The 19,885-nt window shown below is 38.1% G+C and carries 20 protein-coding genes; 12 read left to right on the top strand and 8 right to left on the bottom strand.

From position 1 onward, the window contains the following. Nucleotides 1-6: 6 nt before the first annotated feature. Nucleotides 7-390, top strand: a complete 384-nt coding sequence (locus tag H5084_RS12475; protein ID WP_182690676.1) for a 3D domain-containing protein — start codon at nucleotides 7-9, stop codon at nucleotides 388-390. Between the two features lie 261 nt (nucleotides 391-651). On the opposite strand, the gene arsJ is transcribed toward H5084_RS12475, so the two are convergent. The 5 genes from arsJ to H5084_RS12500 all read right to left on the bottom strand — a co-directional run bounded on the left by arsJ (nucleotide 652) and on the right by H5084_RS12500 (nucleotide 5,057). Next, nucleotides 652-1,890, bottom strand: coding sequence for an organoarsenical effux MFS transporter ArsJ (arsJ, locus tag H5084_RS12480; RefSeq protein ID WP_182690677.1), 1,239 nt, complete (start codon nucleotides 1,888-1,890; stop codon nucleotides 652-654). Nucleotides 1,891-1,927: 37 nt separating this feature from the next. After that, nucleotides 1,928-2,929, bottom strand: a complete 1,002-nt coding sequence (locus H5084_RS12485) for an ArsJ-associated glyceraldehyde-3-phosphate dehydrogenase (protein ID WP_182690678.1) — start codon at nucleotides 2,927-2,929, stop codon at nucleotides 1,928-1,930. A 142-nt stretch (nucleotides 2,930-3,071) separates the two neighbouring features. Continuing rightward, entirely contained in the window at nucleotides 3,072-3,410 is a 339-nt protein-coding gene (locus H5084_RS12490; RefSeq protein ID WP_028867049.1) for a metalloregulator ArsR/SmtB family transcription factor, read from the bottom strand. Nucleotides 3,411-3,643: 233 nt separating this feature from the next. After that, complete coding sequence (locus H5084_RS12495) at nucleotides 3,644-4,561, bottom strand: pyridoxamine 5'-phosphate oxidase family protein (RefSeq protein WP_182690679.1); 918 nt, start codon at nucleotides 4,559-4,561, stop codon at nucleotides 3,644-3,646. 40 nt (nucleotides 4,562-4,601) lie between these two features. Continuing rightward, nucleotides 4,602-5,057: a VOC family protein gene (locus tag H5084_RS12500; RefSeq protein WP_182690680.1), complete on the bottom strand. Its 456-nt coding sequence runs from the start codon at nucleotides 5,055-5,057 to the stop codon at nucleotides 4,602-4,604. A gap of 137 nt (nucleotides 5,058-5,194) precedes the next feature. Here H5084_RS12500 and H5084_RS12505 point away from each other — a divergent pair, with 137 nt between their 5' ends. Then, nucleotides 5,195-5,800: a TetR/AcrR family transcriptional regulator gene (locus tag H5084_RS12505; protein ID WP_182690681.1), complete on the top strand. Its 606-nt coding sequence runs from the start codon at nucleotides 5,195-5,197 to the stop codon at nucleotides 5,798-5,800. A gap of 133 nt (nucleotides 5,801-5,933) precedes the next feature. Here H5084_RS12505 and sixA read toward each other — a convergent pair whose 3' ends face one another. After that, nucleotides 5,934-6,410 carry a phosphohistidine phosphatase SixA gene (sixA, locus tag H5084_RS12510; protein WP_182690682.1) on the bottom strand — a complete coding sequence of 159 codons (477 nt, stop codon included), beginning with the start codon at nucleotides 6,408-6,410 and terminating at the stop codon, nucleotides 5,934-5,936. A 106-nt stretch (nucleotides 6,411-6,516) separates the two neighbouring features. Continuing rightward, nucleotides 6,517-6,657: a TIGR02808 family protein gene (locus H5084_RS12515; protein WP_084296167.1), complete on the bottom strand. Its 141-nt coding sequence runs from the start codon at nucleotides 6,655-6,657 to the stop codon at nucleotides 6,517-6,519. Between the two features lie 226 nt (nucleotides 6,658-6,883). Here H5084_RS12515 and H5084_RS12520 point away from each other — a divergent pair, with 226 nt between their 5' ends. The 10 genes from H5084_RS12520 (at nucleotide 6,884) to H5084_RS12565 (ending at nucleotide 18,434) form a co-directional block, all read left to right on the top strand. Further along, nucleotides 6,884-7,843 carry a MoxR family ATPase gene (locus H5084_RS12520; protein ID WP_182690683.1) on the top strand — a complete coding sequence of 320 codons (960 nt, stop codon included), beginning with the start codon at nucleotides 6,884-6,886 and terminating at the stop codon, nucleotides 7,841-7,843. Next, nucleotides 7,843-8,784 (top strand): DUF58 domain-containing protein, encoded by a 942-nt coding sequence (locus tag H5084_RS12525; RefSeq protein ID WP_182690684.1) that lies wholly within the window; start codon nucleotides 7,843-7,845, stop codon nucleotides 8,782-8,784. Before H5084_RS12520 ends, H5084_RS12525 begins: the two co-directional genes overlap by 1 nt. Further along, a complete protein-coding gene (locus tag H5084_RS12530) occupies nucleotides 8,768-9,283 on the top strand; it encodes a DUF4381 domain-containing protein (protein ID WP_182690685.1) in 516 nt (171 codons plus the stop codon). Before H5084_RS12525 ends, H5084_RS12530 begins: the two co-directional genes overlap by 17 nt. Next, nucleotides 9,276-10,259, top strand: a complete 984-nt coding sequence (locus H5084_RS12535; protein ID WP_182690686.1) for a VWA domain-containing protein — start codon at nucleotides 9,276-9,278, stop codon at nucleotides 10,257-10,259. The genes H5084_RS12530 and H5084_RS12535 overlap by 8 nt, the downstream gene beginning before the upstream one ends. Next, the gene (locus tag H5084_RS12540; RefSeq protein ID WP_182690687.1) at nucleotides 10,249-12,237 is read left to right on the top strand and encodes a VWA domain-containing protein; all 1,989 of its coding nucleotides are present in this window, start codon (nucleotides 10,249-10,251) and stop codon (nucleotides 12,235-12,237) included. Before H5084_RS12535 ends, H5084_RS12540 begins: the two co-directional genes overlap by 11 nt. Continuing rightward, nucleotides 12,237-14,003, top strand: a complete 1,767-nt coding sequence (locus H5084_RS12545) for a BatD family protein (RefSeq protein ID WP_182690688.1) — start codon at nucleotides 12,237-12,239, stop codon at nucleotides 14,001-14,003. Before H5084_RS12540 ends, H5084_RS12545 begins: the two co-directional genes overlap by 1 nt. Nucleotides 14,004-14,332: 329 nt before the next feature. Beyond that, on the top strand, nucleotides 14,333-15,346 hold the full coding sequence (locus H5084_RS12550) for an amino acid ABC transporter substrate-binding protein (protein ID WP_182690689.1): 1,014 nt from the start codon (nucleotides 14,333-14,335) through the stop codon (nucleotides 15,344-15,346). A 64-nt stretch (nucleotides 15,347-15,410) separates the two neighbouring features. Continuing rightward, a complete protein-coding gene (locus H5084_RS12555) occupies nucleotides 15,411-16,595 on the top strand; it encodes an amino acid ABC transporter permease (protein WP_182690690.1) in 1,185 nt (394 codons plus the stop codon). Nucleotide 16,596: 1 nt separating this feature from the next. Next, entirely contained in the window at nucleotides 16,597-17,676 is a 1,080-nt protein-coding gene (locus H5084_RS12560; protein WP_182690691.1) for an amino acid ABC transporter permease, read from the top strand. Between the two features lie 11 nt (nucleotides 17,677-17,687). Continuing rightward, nucleotides 17,688-18,434, top strand: a complete 747-nt coding sequence (locus H5084_RS12565; protein ID WP_028867061.1) for an amino acid ABC transporter ATP-binding protein — start codon at nucleotides 17,688-17,690, stop codon at nucleotides 18,432-18,434. 160 nt (nucleotides 18,435-18,594) lie between these two features. On the opposite strand, the gene add is transcribed toward H5084_RS12565, so the two are convergent. Next, on the bottom strand, nucleotides 18,595-19,596 hold the full coding sequence (add, locus tag H5084_RS12570; RefSeq protein ID WP_182690692.1) for an adenosine deaminase: 1,002 nt from the start codon (nucleotides 19,594-19,596) through the stop codon (nucleotides 18,595-18,597). Nucleotides 19,597-19,885 lie beyond the last annotated feature (289 nt).

Consider the following 19,885-nt stretch of genomic DNA (forward strand, 5'->3'; position numbering starts at 1 on the left):
CATTTTATGAAGCCGAGCTTTTTCCTTATTACTACCATGAGCATCATCTCTCTCATGGGTTGTGCTGAAGCAGAACAATCTTTAACGGTAACGGCAAGTGCCTATACCTCAAGTGTTGGTGAAACTGATTCAACACCAAACTTAGCGGCATGGGGTGATACCTTGAAACCAGGGATGAAATCAATCGCAGTATCAAGAGACTTAATAAAATTGGGATTAACTCACCAACAAGAAGTAAGAATCGAAGGATTTGATGGAAAATACACAGTACTGGATAAAATGAATAAACGTTGGACCAATAAAATTGATATCTACATGGGAGAGAATGTCGAAAAAGCAAACCAATGGGGAAAGCAAGAAGTGGTGATATATTGGATTGATCAGGATTAGCAGTTAAATGTTCATCAACGAAGAACTGCTATTTAAAACGTCAAAACCATTACTTTCTTAATAGTGCCCCGTTTATTTATAGCTAAAAGATAAATTGATCCCGAATATTAATCAACGCTAATGAAAGTTAATTGATGTCCATAACCAGACATCACTAACTATTCATTATTTAGAGCCACTGATAAGTGCCGTATTAACGCAGGAAATTCAGCATCAATAGCCTTTTAAATTTAAAATACGCAAACACTTAAACTTCCTTCTCTACACTTTGCTGGACTCAGGCAGTTTCAATGAAATCACACTAGTGATCAGCAAGAATGCAAAAGCTATCCATAAACAAGCGGCAAATCCGTAGGCTTGGTAAATCCAGCCGGATAATACGGTGCCTACTAAGCGCCCCATGGCATTCGCCATATAGTAAAAACCTACATCTAATGACACGCCATCTTGCTTTGCATAGCTGATGATTAAGTAGGAATGAAGTGATGAATTAATCGCAAAGATGGCCCCAAAGATTAATAAACCAATAGTAATAATCCATTGCACTTGCCATTCAAGATGAATAGCCAGTGCTAATATTCCCGTCACGACGGCTAACAAACTGCACCACAACATGGCACTTTTACCGTTAGGGGCTGTACCATTTTCAGTGGCTCCGTTTTTGGAAAAGTAGGCGGTAATTTTAGGTGCAAAACCTTGTACTATGCCGTAGGCAATCACCCAACTTGCTAAAAAGGCACCGACCACAGAATGTGACCAGCCAAAAATACTGGCGAGGTAAATAGGCAGAGCTACTACAAACCACACATCACGTGATGCAAACAAGAATAACCGCGCCGCTGATAATATGTTCACGGGACCAGATTTAGAGAACATCTGGCTAAATTTAGGTTTGGTTTTAGCTTTGCCTAAGTCCCCTTCTAGGAACAATAAACTCATTACAAAAACCATCGCTAATACACCCGCCATGATCATCAAAGCCACTTGGAACCCCACCAGCGTTGACAGTAAACCGCCAATGAAAAATCCCGCGCCTTTTAAAGCATTTTTGGAACCAGTTAGTACCGCAACCCAATGATAAAGTTTGCTTTGTTGGTTATTAGGAATAAGGGTTTTGATGGAACTTTTAGCACTCATTTTATTCAGGTCTTTGGCAATACCGGAAAAGGCCTGTGCCATCATCACCCAAGGGATAGTTAACCATTCGCTGGGGACGGTAAGTAGCAACAAAGCAAACACTTGCATACCTAAACCGATATTCATGGTGCGATTTAAGCCTATCCTTGCACCTAACCAACCTCCAACGAGGTTAGTCACCACACCAAAAATCTCATAAAATAAAAACAATAATGCGATATTTAATGGGCTGTAACCTAGTTGATAAAAGTACAGCACCACTAACATGCGTAATGCACCATCGGTGATAGTAAAGTTCCAGTAATTAAACGTTACTAAAAGGTACTGCCTTAAGGATTTATCAAGCTTTAAAAACCACTTCATTGCTACTATTCCTAATGCTTCTTACGATGTGAGCCGATTAAGCTAATGCGACTTTTTTCATTAATTCAGCGGTACGTGTTGCATAACCCATTTCGTTATCGTACCAAGCGTAGATTTTTAACATACGCTTACCAATTAACATGGTAGATAACCCATCAACGATGGTTGAACGTTGGTCGCCTCGGTAATCAATGGATACTAACGGACGCATTTCAAATCCTAAAATACCAGCCAGTTCACCGTCAGCCGCTTCTGCTAATAACTGATTAACTTCTTCCACTGTGGTATCACGCGCGACTTCAAATACGATATCGGTTAATGAGGCATTAGCTAAGGGAACACGTACTGCGTGACCATTTATTTTATCTTTTAATTCTGGAAATATTTCCACAATCGCTTTCGCTGAACCCGTTGTGGTTGGGATCAAGCTCATGCCACAGGCGCGGGCACGACGTAGATCTTTATGCGGAGCATCAAGAATAGTCTGGGTGTTGGTTAAATCATGAATAGTGGTAAATGCGGCATTGCTGATACCTATTTTTTCATGAATAACTTTAACGATCGGCGCAAGACAGTTAGTCGTACATGACGCAGCGGTAACAATTTTATGCAACTGCGGGTCAAACACATGGTCATTCACACCGACGACAATATTTGCGATGTCAGGATGTTTAACCGGTGCAGATACCACCACACGTTTCACGCCTTGTTGAATATATTTATCTAATAATGCTTTATCACGATTTACGCCCGTTGCCTCAATCACTACATCACAAGCGGACCAATCAACTGCATCAATTTCACCCTGTTGTGTCACCGCAATCGATTTACCGGCAACTTGCATGGTGTTTTCCGTACAAGTGACTTCATGCTGCCAGCGTCCCTGCACTGAATCGAATTCTAATAGATGCGCTAATGTTGCGGCATCACCTGCGACATCATTGATTAATAAAAATTCTACTTCTGGCCAATCAAATGCGGCACGCATTGCTAAACGACCGATACGTCCGAACCCATTTATACCTACTTTAATTATCATTATTTTTTCTCACTTTTATAAATTAAGCTTTTGTTAGCATTCTTGAATTCAAGTAATAAGCTTTCGTTAGAATTAATTGTTTTAGATCAAGCCTGATTTAACACAGGCATTACCGATTAAATTTTTAATTATTTTTTAGTAACTAACTTGTTTTAGCGATTTGTTTCGCAAGTTGAAATTTTTCAATATCTTGTTGATATTCTGCTTTCAAACAATTGGATGCAGTTAACCCACTAATGACTTTACGCATCCATCCAGGCAACTCCGAATTCACTTTGTAATACACCCACTGCCCTTCACGTTGATCAAGTAAAACACCTGACTGCCGTAAAATAGCTAAGTGCCTTGAAATTTTGGGCTGGCTTTGTTCCAGCGCGATACATAATTCGCCGACACTCACGCGATCTTCACGCGCAATTAAAATCAAACAACGTAAACGTGTTTCATCGGATAACATTTTAAAAAACTGATTGGGCAACATAACCACATCCACATATACGAATATCCATATATACTAAGTTAATTGAATAATATTTCAACGAAAAAATATAATAAGATGCAAAAACCTAATGAACATTAATAACATGAAATTAATTAACCTCATTTTTAAATAAGTAACGTTGGTTTGAGCAGGTTGAAGAGTAGTGGAATTGAGCGACATAAATATGAATTAATTGATATTTTCACCAAGTAGGAAATAATAAAGCATCACGATTAAATCACTCGATACGCCAAGCTATTCGATAATTTTTCTATTTTGATTGGGGTAAAACAGAGTGTGCGTGCTATTTTTTTCTGCGTATTCACCTGAATACTTTGCAGGCTTTGCTCTGACCACATAATTTCACTTGATACCGTTATTTGATAGGCATCACCTTGCTGCCAATCGCAAAATAATAAACTCGCATTAGGGTTTTCTAACAAGTTACCTAAGGTATTAAAAAAACCATTACCAACATAATCAGGCACTAGTAACTGCCCTTTTTCGTTAATGGAAATAAAGCCAGCCGCACCACCACGATGAGAAATATCAACACCTCGATTATTTAATGCTTGTCCATCATCAAAACGACTGGCAATAAAAAAGGTATCCGCATTAAGGATCAACTCTCGAACGTTTTGTGTTAGCGCTACCGCCGTACTAGTTGATTGAGCGTCATAGTGTGGATTCGTCACCAGTATTTTTGGTTGAATATATTTAGGACAATTACCGTAGCTTTGTAATACCTTAACTTGAATATTTTTTTGGTTGATAGCGGTAATTACCACGTTGAGTCGGTTGCGCCTTTTACTGATAAACTCAATCCCCAACAACCCAATCCTATCACCCACATTAAGATGATTATTATTAAAATCATTAAGCGAATATTGTGTATTGATCTGCAAGGTTGTTTCACTGGATGAAGTTATAAAGCCGGGATCACCAAATAATAGACTGGCGCGAGTTGCCGACTTTGAATCACTATAACCAATATATATCATCGATAGAGATTGAAAAAAATCACGATGTTGTTGTGGCATAAATTCTCGAATAAATTTAGGGCCAATTTCTGCCATTTTTTGCGCCGTACCCGCACGTTTTTGTACTGATAATTCACCTTGATGCCAGCTATTGACCACTAGTTTATTCATTTGATTAACTCACTTATAATTTGATTTTTTTGTTAACTTATTATTCACTAATTAGTTCAAGTCTAATGCCACCTGGGATCAAACACATCATGTGTTGAAAAGGTGAAGCACCTAAGGCTTCTGGTGCAAATTCAATCTCAACATTATCGAGTTTAGTCAGGTTTTGATAAACGGCTTGTAACTGATCGATAGTGCTAACTTTCAAGGCAAAATGATGCAGACCTACATTTTTTGTGCGGTCAAAATCCACTCTATTATCAGCATCTTTAATCTGCCATAACGTTAACATCACCGTCCCATCAGAGATAAAAATAGCCGGATAGTCAGGTTTTTCACCGATCTGTTTAAAATTCAACTGCTCAATGAAAAAACTTGCCACCTCTTTAATATTGGTAACGCTCAGACCAAGATGGTGAATACCTAAAGTAGTAATAGCCGTTACATCGCTGTTTGTAGTTGTGTTTGATGCTGTATTTGATGATGAGGTAGTGCACATAATGAAGCCCTTTTAGTTTTAAAAACAAGAGTGAACAAATCTGTTCACTACTATAGGTGAACAGAACTGTTTACGTCAAGTTTAAATTGGTTATACTTAATAAAAATAAAATGGGGGTCTAAAGGACAAGCGATAATATGCAACCAAGAAAACAACATTTGATCGAAACTGCGCTGACACTGTTTAATCAATATGGCTACCATGCAACGGGTATTGATTTGATTTTAGCGGAATCAGGGGTTTCCAAAGCAACGCTTTACAAACATTTTCGCAGTAAAGAAGCGTTAATTTTAGCCGCGTTACAACTTCGTCATGAACAAGTCATTACACGACTTCAATCAACCATTGATGACAGTAATAAATCACAGTTAAAGCATGACTTAACGGACCAACAACCCATGAATAACGCATCAACTAATGCGGCAACGGATAAAGCAGCTAGTGAAAAACTATTGGCTATTTTTGATGATTTAAATGATTGGTTAAACAGTGAAACTTTCTTTGGCTGTAACTTTATTAATGTTAGTGCGGAATATGCCGATCCTAATCATCCAATCAATCTATTTGCGGCAAAACACAAACAAGCGATTGTGGATATCATCGCTGCACAATTAGCAGAACAAGAAAGTCACAAAGCGGATCAAATAGGTTTATTAATTGAAGGGGCTATTGTGATGGCTCACACGAGGGGTATCAAACAATCAGCCTTGCTCGCAAAAGAGATGGCTAGACAATTGATTTAATACTTTAAGATTTCGGATTTCGGGCATTTTAAACCGAGCAAATCTATTGATTGGAATAATAATAACTGACCATCTCAGCAATGCGTTTTTGAGGCTGAGACAGCTGTTATTGATTGCTCTTATTTGAGCAAACTTAATCGCGTATTTGAGAAACCGTCATCAAACTTAATAATTCGGCAAGACCATCTTCATCACTCAAAGAAAGGTGGCCAATCGCTGACGTTGAAAAAGCAGGTACCCCTGCTGCAGGTGCAAGTTCTCCTACAATGTACCCCACCAAAGGTAAGTGAGAAATTATCATTACTGACTTCACCCCTTGCGCTTGCAATGCTAATAACTCATCCACCGTTTTACGGGCGCTGCCGCTGGGGGTTAAACAAGTCAATATTTGAATGTTAGTGACACCTTCAAAAAATGGGCTTACCGACTCCCAAGTTTGCTGCGCTCTAACATAGGGGCTAACTAATACGGCATCCAGTGACACATCCTGTTCCACTAAATATTTCGCCATTAATTCCGACTCTAAACGACCCATATCGGTCAAATTACGCTCAGCATCTGAATAAGCCATCATCTCTGCCTGTCCATGGCGCATTATATATATCTGCATAAACTTATTTCTCCTGAGCAAAAAAAAGCTCCATTACATTAAAATGGAGCCTAATCATTATAAACAATTGATAGCTATCTTTATAGATAGTATTAACATGCTTTGATTAATCTTCGACAGGTGTATCACCCGAGATTTTTAAAATAGCAACAGCACCTATAAATACAGCCACAAAACCTGCCACAAAAATAGTTGGCATAGCCATATAACCTAGTACATGCCAAATGATCGATTCTAATTGACTCATAGCGGTTCCCTTAAATAATGAATGAATAAAGTAATGCAATTAATATAGCCTAAATAAAACAATAAAAGTCTTTTTTCAGCAAAGCTTTTGATCTATTACAATATTTTTAAGTGTTTTAAAAAAATAATCAGTCTTTATTGTTTATAAGGATTGAACTTTTGGGTCTTGAACTTGCCCTTTATAGGCAGTATATTTTCCTCAAAATAAATTAATGAAGATACTCACAATGGCAAAACAACAATTAAATCAATTACGTCACTATTTAAATCAAATGATATTAGGGCAAAGCGAGTTAGTTGATAGCTTATTAATTGCCTTATTAGCCGATGGACATATTTTAGTTGAAAGCCCACCAGGCTTAGCAAAAACACGTGCTATCAACGCATTATCTGATGGTATTGAAGGTGACTTCCACCGTATTCAATTTACACCTGACTTATTACCGTCTGATGTCACTGGTACTGATATTTTTCGTCAGGAAACTGGGCAATTTATTTTTGAAAAAGGTCCGATTTTTCATAATTTAATTTTAGCTGATGAAATTAATCGAGCACCGGCTAAAGTACAATCGGCATTACTTGAAGCAATGGCAGAACGACAGGTTACCGTTGGTAAAACAACCTATCCGTTACCCGAGCTTTTTTTAGTAATGGCAACACAGAATCCGCTTGAACAGGAAGGCACTTACCCCTTACCTGAAGCACAATTAGATCGTTTTATTATGCATATTCAACTGGATTATCCGGATGCAAAAACCGAACGTGCGATCCTACAGTTAAACCAAAAAGAGATTTTAAAAGAGAAAGTCGCTGAAGTCACTCCTCTATTAAATGAACAAATTTTTGCCATGCGTGAAGAGGTCATGAAAGTAAATATTGCCCCACACCTAGAGCAATATCTGATTGATTTAATTATTGCAACACGTCAGCCAGCTCGTTTTGGGGAGCAGTTAGCACAATGGATAAGCTATGGAGCTAGCCCTCGTGCAACACTGGCTTTAATGCGCACGGCCAAAGCACGCGCTTGGTTAAATGACCGGGATTATGTGATGCCAGAAGATATCATTAGTAACTTATACCCTGTGTTGCGCCATCGTCTTATTTTAAGTTATGAAGCCGAAGCACAAGGTGTCAGTGCCAACCAAGTCATTCAAGAAATCGTTAATCAGGTGGCTATTGCAGGATAATGAATAATAACGTGCCCGCTATTTTTACTAATACGCCTTATACCACAGGGGTTGATGTGCAATTGACTGAATTGCTCAGTTATAAACAGCACGGTAAGCTTTCGCTTAATGCTAAACGCTTACCGGCAACCCGCCAACTCTCTGGTAATTATTTAGCCAATATTAAAGGCCGTGGTATGGAGTTTGCTGAAGTACGTCATTACCAACCTGGTGATGATGTACGTGCTATTGATTGGGCGGTAACCGCTAGAACAGGCAAAGCACACACCAAACTATTTCAAGAAGAAAAAGAACGCCCTGTTTTTTTATTGGTTGATGTCTCCGATAGTATGATTTTTGGCAGCCAGTTAGTGTTCAAATCTGTACAAGCCTGTCATTTAGCAGCCCTATTAAGTTGGCAAGCCAAACAGAGAAATGACCGCTTAGGCGGGATTGTATTCAATCAACAACAGGTTGCAGAGCTAAAACCAACATCACGTAATAAAGGATTAATGGCATTTTTACATCAAAGCCAAACGTTATGTAAAAAAATAGCGTTTAAAACAACGCAGCAGCAATCACTTTTTTTACAATTAAAACGACTATCTCATTTAGTCCAGACCGGTAGCCAAGTTCATTTAATCAGTGATTTTTCTCAATTAGATTCAGCCTGTTATAAATTGATTAATTTAATGCGGCGGCATAATCAGGTCACTGTCTGGCAAATTAGTGATCCCCTTGAATCGCACTTACCCAAACAAGCCTTACAAGCGGGGTTAAAAATCAATTCAATCAAAGGCAGTGGTTTTTTACGTAATCAGCAACAACAAAAATCTTACCAAGAAGCCGCTAGCCAACGTCAGCAATTAATGGAAAGCAATTTACTTAAATATGGCATTGCACATTACCATATCAGTGCAGCTGTACCATTATTGGAGCAATTTAATGCCTACGCCCAATAACCCTTTTGAACAAATAATATTACCTGTCGAAGCGCCTTCTGCTTGGCCTCCGGCACCTATTTATTGGTTAATTATAATTGCGGTCATTGCAGTTAGTTTGTTAACGTTTTTTTTAGTTAAACGCTATATCAAAAAGAAAAAAATAATTAAACAAGCGTTATTGTCATTGCAGCAGTTACAAAATGATAACGCCAGCTTTGCACAATTAAACCAATTATTAAAAGGGCTGAGTTTACATTATTATCCTCGTGAACAAGTCGCATCGGTCACTGGACAAGCATGGTTTGACTTTTTACAAGCACACCATACACAGCAAGGTGTTAACCTGTTCAATAACCAAGATGAGTTTTGCCGTCGTTTATATCAAGATAACTCCTCTTGTACTGAAAAGGACTTTTTCTCTGCCAAAAAATGGATACAAGCATTTCCAACACAGGTTAAAGCACGTCAAACGTTAGCTTTAAAAAATAAGCAGTTAGCAGGTAAAAAAGATGTTTGAATTTGTATACTGGTGGTTTTTTCTATTATTACCATTGCCTTTATTAGTACGTTATTTTCTAAGCCCTAAAAAACAATCTTTCACGCAGGTATGGATCCCACTTGCTGATGGTTTGCAACAGCAAAAATCAACTAAAAAAAATCCTCTGATCAGTTTTATTCTTCCCTGGTTATTATGGCTTTTATTACTCGCCACCATCGCTAAACCTATTTGGTACGATCAACCTATTCGTATTCAACAACAAAGCCGCGATATGATTTTATCTTTGGATTTATCAGGCAGTATGGATGAAGTGGATATGCCATTAAATGGCCAAACGGTTAATCGTTTAACCTTAGTAAAATCAATCGTTAAAGACTTTGTTAAAACACGGCAAGGTGATCGTTTAGGGCTTATTTTGTTTGCTGACCATGCTTATTTACAAACCCCTTTAACTTTTGATGCGGAGACCGTTTCCACCATGGTAGACGAAACAGAGATAGGTCTAGTAGGAAACCGTACCGCGATCGGTGAGTCAATTGCTATGGCTATTAAACGCTTTGTAGAAAATAAAAATGAACAACGTGTTTTAATATTACTGACCGATGGCGCAAATACAGCCGGTAGAATTAAACCGATTGCCGCAGCACAACAAGCCGCTAAAAATAATATTAAAATTTATACTATTGGTATTGGTGCCGATGAAATGATTAAACGCGGTTTCTTTGGCAACCAACGTGTTAACCCCTCTGCAGACTTAGATGAAAGAACATTAACAGAGATTGCAACATTAACTAATGGGCAATACTTTCGAGCCAGAAACCAAGAAGACTTACAAAAAATTTACGATACGATTAACCAATTACAACCCGTGGATAGTGAATTTTTAGAGTTTAGACCAGAGAAAAACTTGTTTTTTTGGCCTTTATCGTTGGCAATACTTATTTTATCAATGGTAATCATTTCATTAAAACTAAGAGGTGAAGATGAACTTTAATGACACCTTAGCCAGTACCTTTGGCCCATTAAGCTTTATTCGCCCCTACTGGCTAATTGGGCTGCTCATTATCACCGTCTATAGTTTATGGCGTTATCAGCGAAGACAACATAAGCAAACAAGTATCATTGCCAATCATTTAAGTGAACATTTGGTTACTTTGCCTGAAACCAGCAAAAATAATCGCCTAATCATCACTATATTATCGGCCATTACCTGTATTGCACTATCAGGGCCAAGCCTGCGTAGTGTTGAATTGCCTGTCTATGAAATACAAAAAGCACAAGTCATTGCACTGGATTTATCCTACTCGATGTATGCAACGGATATTAAACCTAACCGATTAAGCCGCGCTAAATACAAAGCAATCGAGCTGTTAAAACAATGGTCGGAAGGTGAAAAAGGCATGATTGCCTATGCCGGTGATGCCTTTACTATCACCCCTCTCACCATAGACAGTAATGCCATTATTAATCATATTCCGCACCTTTCACCGGAGTTAATGCCGGTCAAAGGTTCTCGACCTGACCTAGCCCTACAAAAAGCAATTTCATTATTGAAAAATGCAGGTTATCAGCAGGGGCACATTGTCTTTATTAGTGATGGTTTTGATCAACAAAGCCTTAATACGATGCAGGATGTAATTAAAGACACAAAATGGATGGTATCTGTTTTAGCCATGGCTACTCATGACGGTGCAGCAATCACCTTACCTGATGGCAGCTTATTAAAAGATGATGCCGGCAATATCGTTATACCAAAACTAGAAGCAGATAAGCTTTATCCGATCGCTGATATGAGTGATGGTTTGTATTTAACTTTCGATGCTCAGGGACAAGAAATCCCTTTATTAGCCAATCATTATGATACTAATACAGCAGTAAAAGAGAACCAGACAAATGCTAAAAAAATGGCGAGTAAACAATTGATTGATGATGGCTATTGGCTAAGTTTATTACTTTTGCCACTGTTTTTATTGTTATTTAGGAAAGGTACTTTTTATGCCGTATTATTAGCGCTCACTTTGCCATTAACAACGCCGAAAGTAGAAGCCTCAATATGGAAAAATAGTGAACAGAACGCCTATCAGGCTTTGCAAGATGGCGACTATACACAAGCCAGTGAAAACTTTCACAATCCAGATTGGAAAGCCGCGGCACTATTCAAGAATAAACAATATAAACAAGCTGAAGCAATTTATTCAGAACAAACAACAGTAGATCCCAAAAATGCAACGACACTTTATAACTTAGGCAATACACAAGCTATGCAGAAAAAGTATCAACAAGCATTAGAAAGTTATCAGCAGGCATTAGCAATACAGTCTGACTTTACACAAGCTAAAGCCAATAAAGAAGCCGTTGAAAAATTACTTGAGCAGCAAAAACAGCAACAGGGTCAGCAGGACCAAAGCCAACAAGATGGACAACAATCCTCTGAGCAGCAAGAGCAACAGGGTCAAAACCAACAAGATGGACAACAATCCTCTGAGCAGCAAGAGCAGCAGAGTCAAAGCCAACAAGATGGACAACAATCCTCTGAGCAGCAAGAGCAGCAGAGTCAAAACCAACAAGGTGGACAACAATCCTCTGAACAGCAAGAGCAGCAGGGTCAAGGCCAACAAGATGGGCAGCAATCCTCTGAGCAGCAAGATCAGCAGAGTCAAAACCAACAAGATGGACAGCAATCATCTGAGCAACAAGATCAGCAACAGTCACTTGATCAGCAGGCTCAGCAACAAGCGGAAATGAACGCAGCGGCACAATCACAGCAAGACCAAGCCGCTGAACAAGAAGCAAGTACACCATCATCGATAACTGAAGAAGACGTTAATAAAGAGTATGAAGAATTACCAATCTGGTTAAAAAACATGCCGGATGATCCTTCTTTATTATTACGCAATAAAATGCAGCTTGAATATAGAAAGAGAGCCGCTAATAAACCTGTTTTACAAAAAAATAACGGAGAAATCTGGTAATGCCGTTTTTACATAAATGTTTAAGTGTGATCCTACTTTTAATTGTGATCAGCTCCTCTGCTTCTGCCGCGACACAAGCAACGGCATCGGTTAGTAATAATCAGGTTTTTCAGGGGGATACTTTTATTTTAACCATAGAAGTTAATGACACAGGCTCAGAATATCAACTCGATACCAGTGCACTGACTGATGACTTTAAAGTAAGCGGCCCGTCTCGAAGTCAAAGCACTTCAATTATCAATGGGGATATTAATCGAAAAATCACTTGGGTATTACGTTTACAGGCCAATAAAGTAGGTGATTTTACCATCCCTGCTCTAGCAATCGGTGACCTTTTCACCGATCCAATAACAATACAAGTTAAAGAAGCTGGCGAAGAGCAACAATCAACATCAGGCGACACTATCTTTATTGAAAATAGCGTCGACAAAACACAAGTCTACTTAGATCAACCTATTATTTTAGAAAGCAAAATTTATGTCTCTGAAAATATCGTCGATGGGGATGTTCAAGCGCCATCATTAACAGCCGCAAATATAGAACGTGTCAGTAATGATAACCAGCAAACACAAGTGATACTTAATGGACTTCGCTATAAGGTATTCACTTATCAATATCAGATAACGCCAACTCAAGCCGGTGATGTAAAGATAACTTCCCCACTATTGGTGGGTTCTATTCGTAAAAATGTCAGCGTCAGCGATTGGCAAAACAAGATCATCTCTCAACCTATTAATATACGAGGTAATAGTATCGCAATTACTGTAAAACCAATGCCGGCTAATTATCAAGGAGATTGGTTGATCAGCGAAGATGTGCATTTAGTTGAAAATAATAACTTACATGCTGCTTCTTATACCGTTGGCGATCCAATCACGCGCAGCATTAGTTTACGCGTGGCGTCAATTAGCGTCGACAAGATGCCTGAAATTAAACTTAACTACGACAGCTCCTTACGTTACTACCCTGATCAAGATGATTTAAAGCAAGGAACGTTAAATGGTGTGTTATATAGTCAACGAACTATTACACATGCAATTATTGCGGATAAAAGTGGTGAGTTAGTTTTACCTGAAATAAGTATTCCTTGGTGGAATAGTAAAACCGAACAACAAGAGTTTGCAACACTACCAGCGCAAACATTAACTATCAAAGCGGCATTAGCAAGCACCAATAATGATAATCAGGATAATGCAAGTAACAGCGCAAATAAAAATGATGTAAGTAATAACGCAAGCACTCAGACTGCTCTCTCTGCAGCAGCCCAATTAGCCAACAACGGTGCCAACAGTAGCGAATATGCGGCTGAAAATAAGCAACTAACACAACGTTTATTGATCTGGCAAATTAGCTCGCTGATACTTTTAATCCTAGTTGTTTCACTGTGCATCTATTTATACTTCGTAAAAACAAATAAACAATTAAAAGCAGTGGTTACCCCAAATAGCAGCAATAAAACAACAGCACCTTACGAACAATTATTACAAGCTTGTGAGCAATCAACGCCACAACAGGTTTACACCTATTTATTACGCTATTTTCAGTCGCAATATACTGATATCAAGCAATTACAACAAATTACTATATTTAGCGCATTGCCGGATGATCAAAAACAACAGCTTAAAGATAACTTACAACAACTTGAGCTATCTTGTGCAGGTCAAACGCACCAATGGAATGCAAAACAGCTAATAAAATTAATAAAAATGCACCACAAAATAGCAAAAACACATAGCAACCATTCAATTAACACCATCAATCCATAACTTCAGTCAAAAAATGAGCAGATTGTTCTTTTTTAATTTGCTCATAAATGACGCTCAAAACTCATTTTTCGTTAAAAAACAAACCGAAACATGACCTAAATCAAATAAACAGATAGACAAACCCTAATGAGGTAGAACCCTCGCATATGATGCAACTGTTCAATATACGGGATGGAGTTTTAATTACTCCGTTTTCGTATTATTAATGAGCATTCATCATAAAGTGGCATGTAAGTTGCTGTAATTACTTTATATGAATATCGTTTTTAATGCGTACCCATATATTCATAGTTGATTTGACTATAATTTTAAGCCACAAGGAAAATACAATGAAAGTGACAAAATTAGCATTATTGGTTGGTCTTACTGCAGCAATCCCTTCTCTATCTCACGCTGACACATTACAAGATGTAATGGAAAAAGATGTTTTAAACTGTGGTGTATCGACAGGTATACCAGGCTTCTCTGCAGCAGATTCTAAAGGTGTATGGAAAGGGATTGATGTTGACTTTTGTCGCTCAGTTGCTAGTGCAGTATTAGGTGATGCAAGTAAAGTTAAATATATCCCACTGACAGCAAAAGAGCGTTTTACAGCACTACAAAGTGGTGAAATCGATTTACTTTCTCGAGCATCAACATGGACAGCTACACGCGATACATCACTAGGTTTAAACTTTGCAGGTGTTAACTATTACGATGGTCAAGGTTTCTTAATCAGCGCAAAATTAGGTGTTAAATCTGCTAAAGAGTTAGATGGCGCAACTTTTTGTATCCAGGCAGGTACAACTTCAGAGCTTAACTTAACTGACTACTTTACAGCCAACAATATGGAATATAAAGCGGTTACTTATGATACATCAGGTCAAACTATTGATGGTTTCAAAAAAGGTCGTTGTGATGCAGTAACATCAGATGCATCTCAGTTATACGGTTTGAAATTAAAAATGGATGATCCAAGCACAGTAATAGTATTGCCTGAAATCATTTCGAAAGAACCATTGGGTCCTGTTGTTCGTCAAGGTGATGATAATTGGTTCAACGTAGTACGTTGGAGCTTATTTGCTGCACTTGAAGCTGAAGAACTAGGAGTTACTTCTAGCAATGCAGAAGCAATGATGAAATCTGAAAACCCAAGTATCAAACGTTTATTAGGTACTTCAGGTAACGCAGGTGAAAATCTAGGCCTTAAATCTGACTGGGCTTACCAAATTGTTAAACAAGTAGGTAACTACAGCGAAATGTTTGACAAAAATGTAGGTAAAGATTCACCGCTAAATATTGACCGTGGTTTAAATAAACTATGGAACCAAGGCGGTCTAATGTACGCAATGCCAATTCGTTAATTTTAAACAGTCTCTTAGGGGGAGTTTAACTCCCCCTTTTCCCTAGCTGATTAAAAGGCACATTATGAACAACAAACAACTCCCAATAGACGGTAAAGGTTTCTTAAACAACCCCCAACACCGTGCAGTTTTCTTCCAAATTATCGCCTTAATCGCCGTCATTTTATGTGCATTTTATTTTGCTAATAATATGTTCGATAATATTGAAAAGCGTGGCATAACAACTGGATTCTCTTTCTTAGATAACACCGCTGGTTTCGGTATCAGCCAAACTCTTACCGATTACGATGATGGTACATCGACTTACTTTGACGTATTTATTGTAGGTTTATTAAATACTTTATTAGTCTCTATTTTAGGCATCATTTTCGCTTCTATTCTGGGATTAATGGTTGGTATTGGACGTTTATCAAACAATTTTTTAATTTCTAAACTATCACTTATTTATATAGAAACATTCCGTAATATTCCTATTCTATTACAGATTCTATTTTGGTATAACGTCGTCTTAGCGGCATTACCTAGCCCACGTCAAAGTATGAGTTACTTGGACAGTGTGTTCTTAAATAATCGTGGTTTATTAATACCAGAACCTATTTTTGAAAGTGGTAGTAGCGCGATTTTAATCTCGTTTATTATTGCTCTCGCAGCGGTTTTCTATCTGACTCGATGGTCAAGAAAACGCCACGATAAAACAGGTGAAGAATTCCCACTTATTAAAGTCTCTCTTGCGATTTTAATTCTAGCGCCAACATTAGTTTACTTTATTGCAGGACAGCCTATTTCAGCTGTTTATCCTGAATTAAAAGGATTTAACTTTAGAGGTGGTCTAGCCATTATCCCAGAGTTATTAGCGCTTTTATTTGCACTGAGCATCTACACTGCAACTTATATCGCAGAGGCAGTTCGAGCAGGCATTGAAGCAGTGCCTAAAGGCCAAAAAGAAGCAGCTAAAGCCTTGGGTTTAAAAGATCATGTTATTTTATCAAAGGTTGTTTTACCACAGGCATTACGCGTGATCATTCCACCTGTGATTAATCAATTTTTAAACTTAACTAAAAACTCATCCTTAGCAACCGCGATTGGTTATCCTGAACTCGTCACATTATTCTCTGGAACAACATTAAACCAAGTCGGTCAAGCAATTGAAATAATACTCATGACTATGGCTGTTTACCTCACTATCAGTATTGTTATCTCACTGTTATTGAACTGGGTTAACGCCAAAATGGCTATAAAAGGACGTTAAAATGGCAACTTATACAATGAAAGAAGCCAAGCCTGCCCCTTCGGGAAGTAAAGGCATTATTTTTTGGTTAAAAACAAATCTATTCTCGGACGTAAGAAATAGCTTATTAAGTTTGGTTGGTATATACCTTATTTACGTCACCATTCCTCCGCTGTTAAATTGGATGATATTTGATGCAACTTGGAGCGGTACACAGGATGAAGTGGTTAATTCAGGTGCGCGATGGATATTTATCATAGAAAAGTTCGATCAGTTTATTTATGGTTTTTATCCTGAACATTTACATTGGCGCCCTAACCTAGTTGCAGTGCTATGCGTTGCATTCTTAATAGCATTAAAAGTATTAAAAAATAACAAATCTAAAATAGTGCTGATGCTGCTGTTTCCTTTTGTTTGTTTCATTTTAATTAGTGGTGGATGGTTTGGCCTAGAAACCGTTGAAACAGAAAAATGGGGCGGTTTAATGCTCACCATTTTAGTTGCAGCCGTTGGTATCATCGCTTCGTTTCCTATCGGCATTGTTTTAGCCCTAGGACGTCAATCTGATATGCCAATTCTAAGAACCTTATGCATTGGTTTTATTGAATTTGTACGTGGTGTTCCGCTAATCACTATTTTATTCATGGCCTCAGTGGTATTACCGTTATTTTTCCATGATGGTATTGAGTTTGATAAATTACTGCGCGCTTTAATAGGGATCACGTTATTCCAAGCGGCTTATATTGCAGAAGTGGTCCGTGGTGGTTTACAGGCAATACCAAAAGGCCAATATGAAGCAAGTGAAGCACTCGGTCTTAGCTACTGGCAGGGAATGATTTTAATCATTCTTCCGCAGGCTTTAAAAATATCTATTCCTAACCTAGTGGGTTCGTTTATCTCGTTATTTAAAGATACTACCCTTGTTTTAATCATCGGTTTATTCGACATTCTTGCCATGGTAACTCTGACCAACAGTGATACTAATTGGCTGGGCTACGAAGTAGAAGGCTATGTTTTTGTAACCCTTATTTACTGGGTATGCTGCTTTACTATGTCACAATATTCAAAATCGATTGAACGCAAATTTAACACCGAGCATTAAAAGGAAACGTCATGTCAGACCAAGAATTTATGATAACAATGAAGGACGTCAACAAGTGGTATGGTGATTTCCATGTACTAAAAGATGTAAATCTAAATATTAAAAAAGGCGAAAAAGTCGTTATCTGTGGCCCATCGGGTTCAGGTAAATCAACCACTATCCGTTGTTTGAATCACCTTGAGAAATTTCAGCAGGGTCAAATTCATATAAATGGAACAGAGTTAATTGATGATGTGAAGATCGTACGTCACATTCGCGCACAAGTAGGCATGGTGTTCCAACACTTTAATTTATTTCCCCACTTATCAGTGCTAGAGAACCTATTGATTGCGCCAACTTGGGTACATAAGAAGCCTCGTAAAGAAGCCATCGAAACAGCAATGTATTACCTTGAGCGTGTAAAAATCGCGGATCAAGCTCATAAGTACCCTAACCAGCTATCAGGTGGACAACAACAACGTGTAGCGATTGCACGTTGTCTATGTATTAATCCTGAAATCATGTTATTTGATGAACCAACGTCTGCATTGGATCCTGAAATGGTATCGGAAGTATTAGATGTAATGGTGGAATTAGCTGACGAAGGTATTACGATGATTTGTGTAACCCATGAGATGGGCTTTGCGAAGAAAGTGGCAGACCGTGTTATCTTTATGGATGCTGGGCAAGTAATTGAAGAGAATGAACCACATCAGTTCTTTGATAACCCACAGTCAGACCGACTCAAGCTATTCTTAGATCAAATACTTTCACACTAAACAGCTTAGGACTGTTGATGTTTCAGGTTTAAACGAAACAATCAACAGGCCTCATAAAGCTTAGTATTTTACAGAACCAAAAAAGGGCTAATTAATTAGCCCTTTTTTATATCTTTTTATTACTCACCCCAACTCAGAAGAATTGAAATATCGCAATAAATTAACGCTTTGCAGCAATGTCACGTAATGCTTGTTTCTCTTGTGCTGATAAAAATGACATTTCTAAGCCATTAATCTGTGCTTGTTTAATTTGTGCTAATGACAGCCCTGCTTGTATTGCAGCTACTTCATATTCATAAGGTAGTTCGATGCCTTCAACCGCAGGATCATCAGTGTTTAATGACGCCATTACACCGTGATTTAAAAAGGTTTTAATAGGATGATTAGTAATATTGGCAATAGTACTGGTTTGCAAGTTAGAAGTAATACAAGACTCGATACCAATTTTATTCGCTACAAGATAATCCATTAATTTCAGATCTTCGATAGCTTTAACACCATGCCCGATACGTTCAGCACCTAACTCTTTAATCGCCTGCCACATGCTTTCTGCACCAGCAGCTTCTCCAGCATGCACTGTGACGCGTAAGCCTGCATTCCTCACTTGTTTAAAGTGCTTAACAAATAGGTCACCAGGTTTGCCTAATTCATCACCAGCAAGGTCTACGGCAACTAACTTATCTTTCTGGCTCAGTAAGCCGTCTAGTTCTATTTGACATGCTTCAGTGCCATACGAACGGCTCATAATACCAATTAAGTTGGTTTTTACATTAAAGTCGCGACTACCTGCAGCAACACCAGCTACGACAGCTTCAACCACACCTTGCACCGGTAAATTGTGTTTTAACGCCATGTAATAAGGTGAAAAACGCAATTCTGTGTAATCAATTTGTGCATTTTTAGCATCTTCGACATTTTCATAGGCTACTTGATAACAAGCTTCTAAATCGCCCAGCACTGCCACGCCCCAATCTAGTTTTGATAAGAAAGCAACTAAGTTAGGCTCAGCTTCAATGACTTGTACAAAGGGACGCAATGTATCAATTGTTGTTGCAGGTAAAGCAAGGTTAAATTTTTGGCCTAATTCTAAAATGGTTTCAATACGGATGTTACCATCTAAATGGCGGTGTATATCAGTAAGCGGTAAATTTTTAGTGATCATATTTAATCCTCAATATTTGAAACCATGATAAAAAATTAAACCACCTTAAAATGCAATTTCCGAGGTTACAAATTAAAGTGGTTTAGTAAATGTAGTATAAAGAATGTGGTTATTTTTTGTCATTATAAAATCCAACTAAATGTTACTTTTCAAGCTAAACTTAAATCCTATTAACATAATGTGTTGGTGAAATAATATATTAGTAAAATATACTGAGTCACACAGCACGTATTTTGAATAATAACGTACTATTGCCATTTTGGTACCCGTTGTCGTTATAAGCGAATAT

The sequence above is a fragment of the Psychromonas sp. SR45-3 genome (genome assembly GCF_014163575.1).
GTDB lineage: Bacteria > Pseudomonadota > Gammaproteobacteria > Enterobacterales > Psychromonadaceae > Psychromonas > Psychromonas arctica.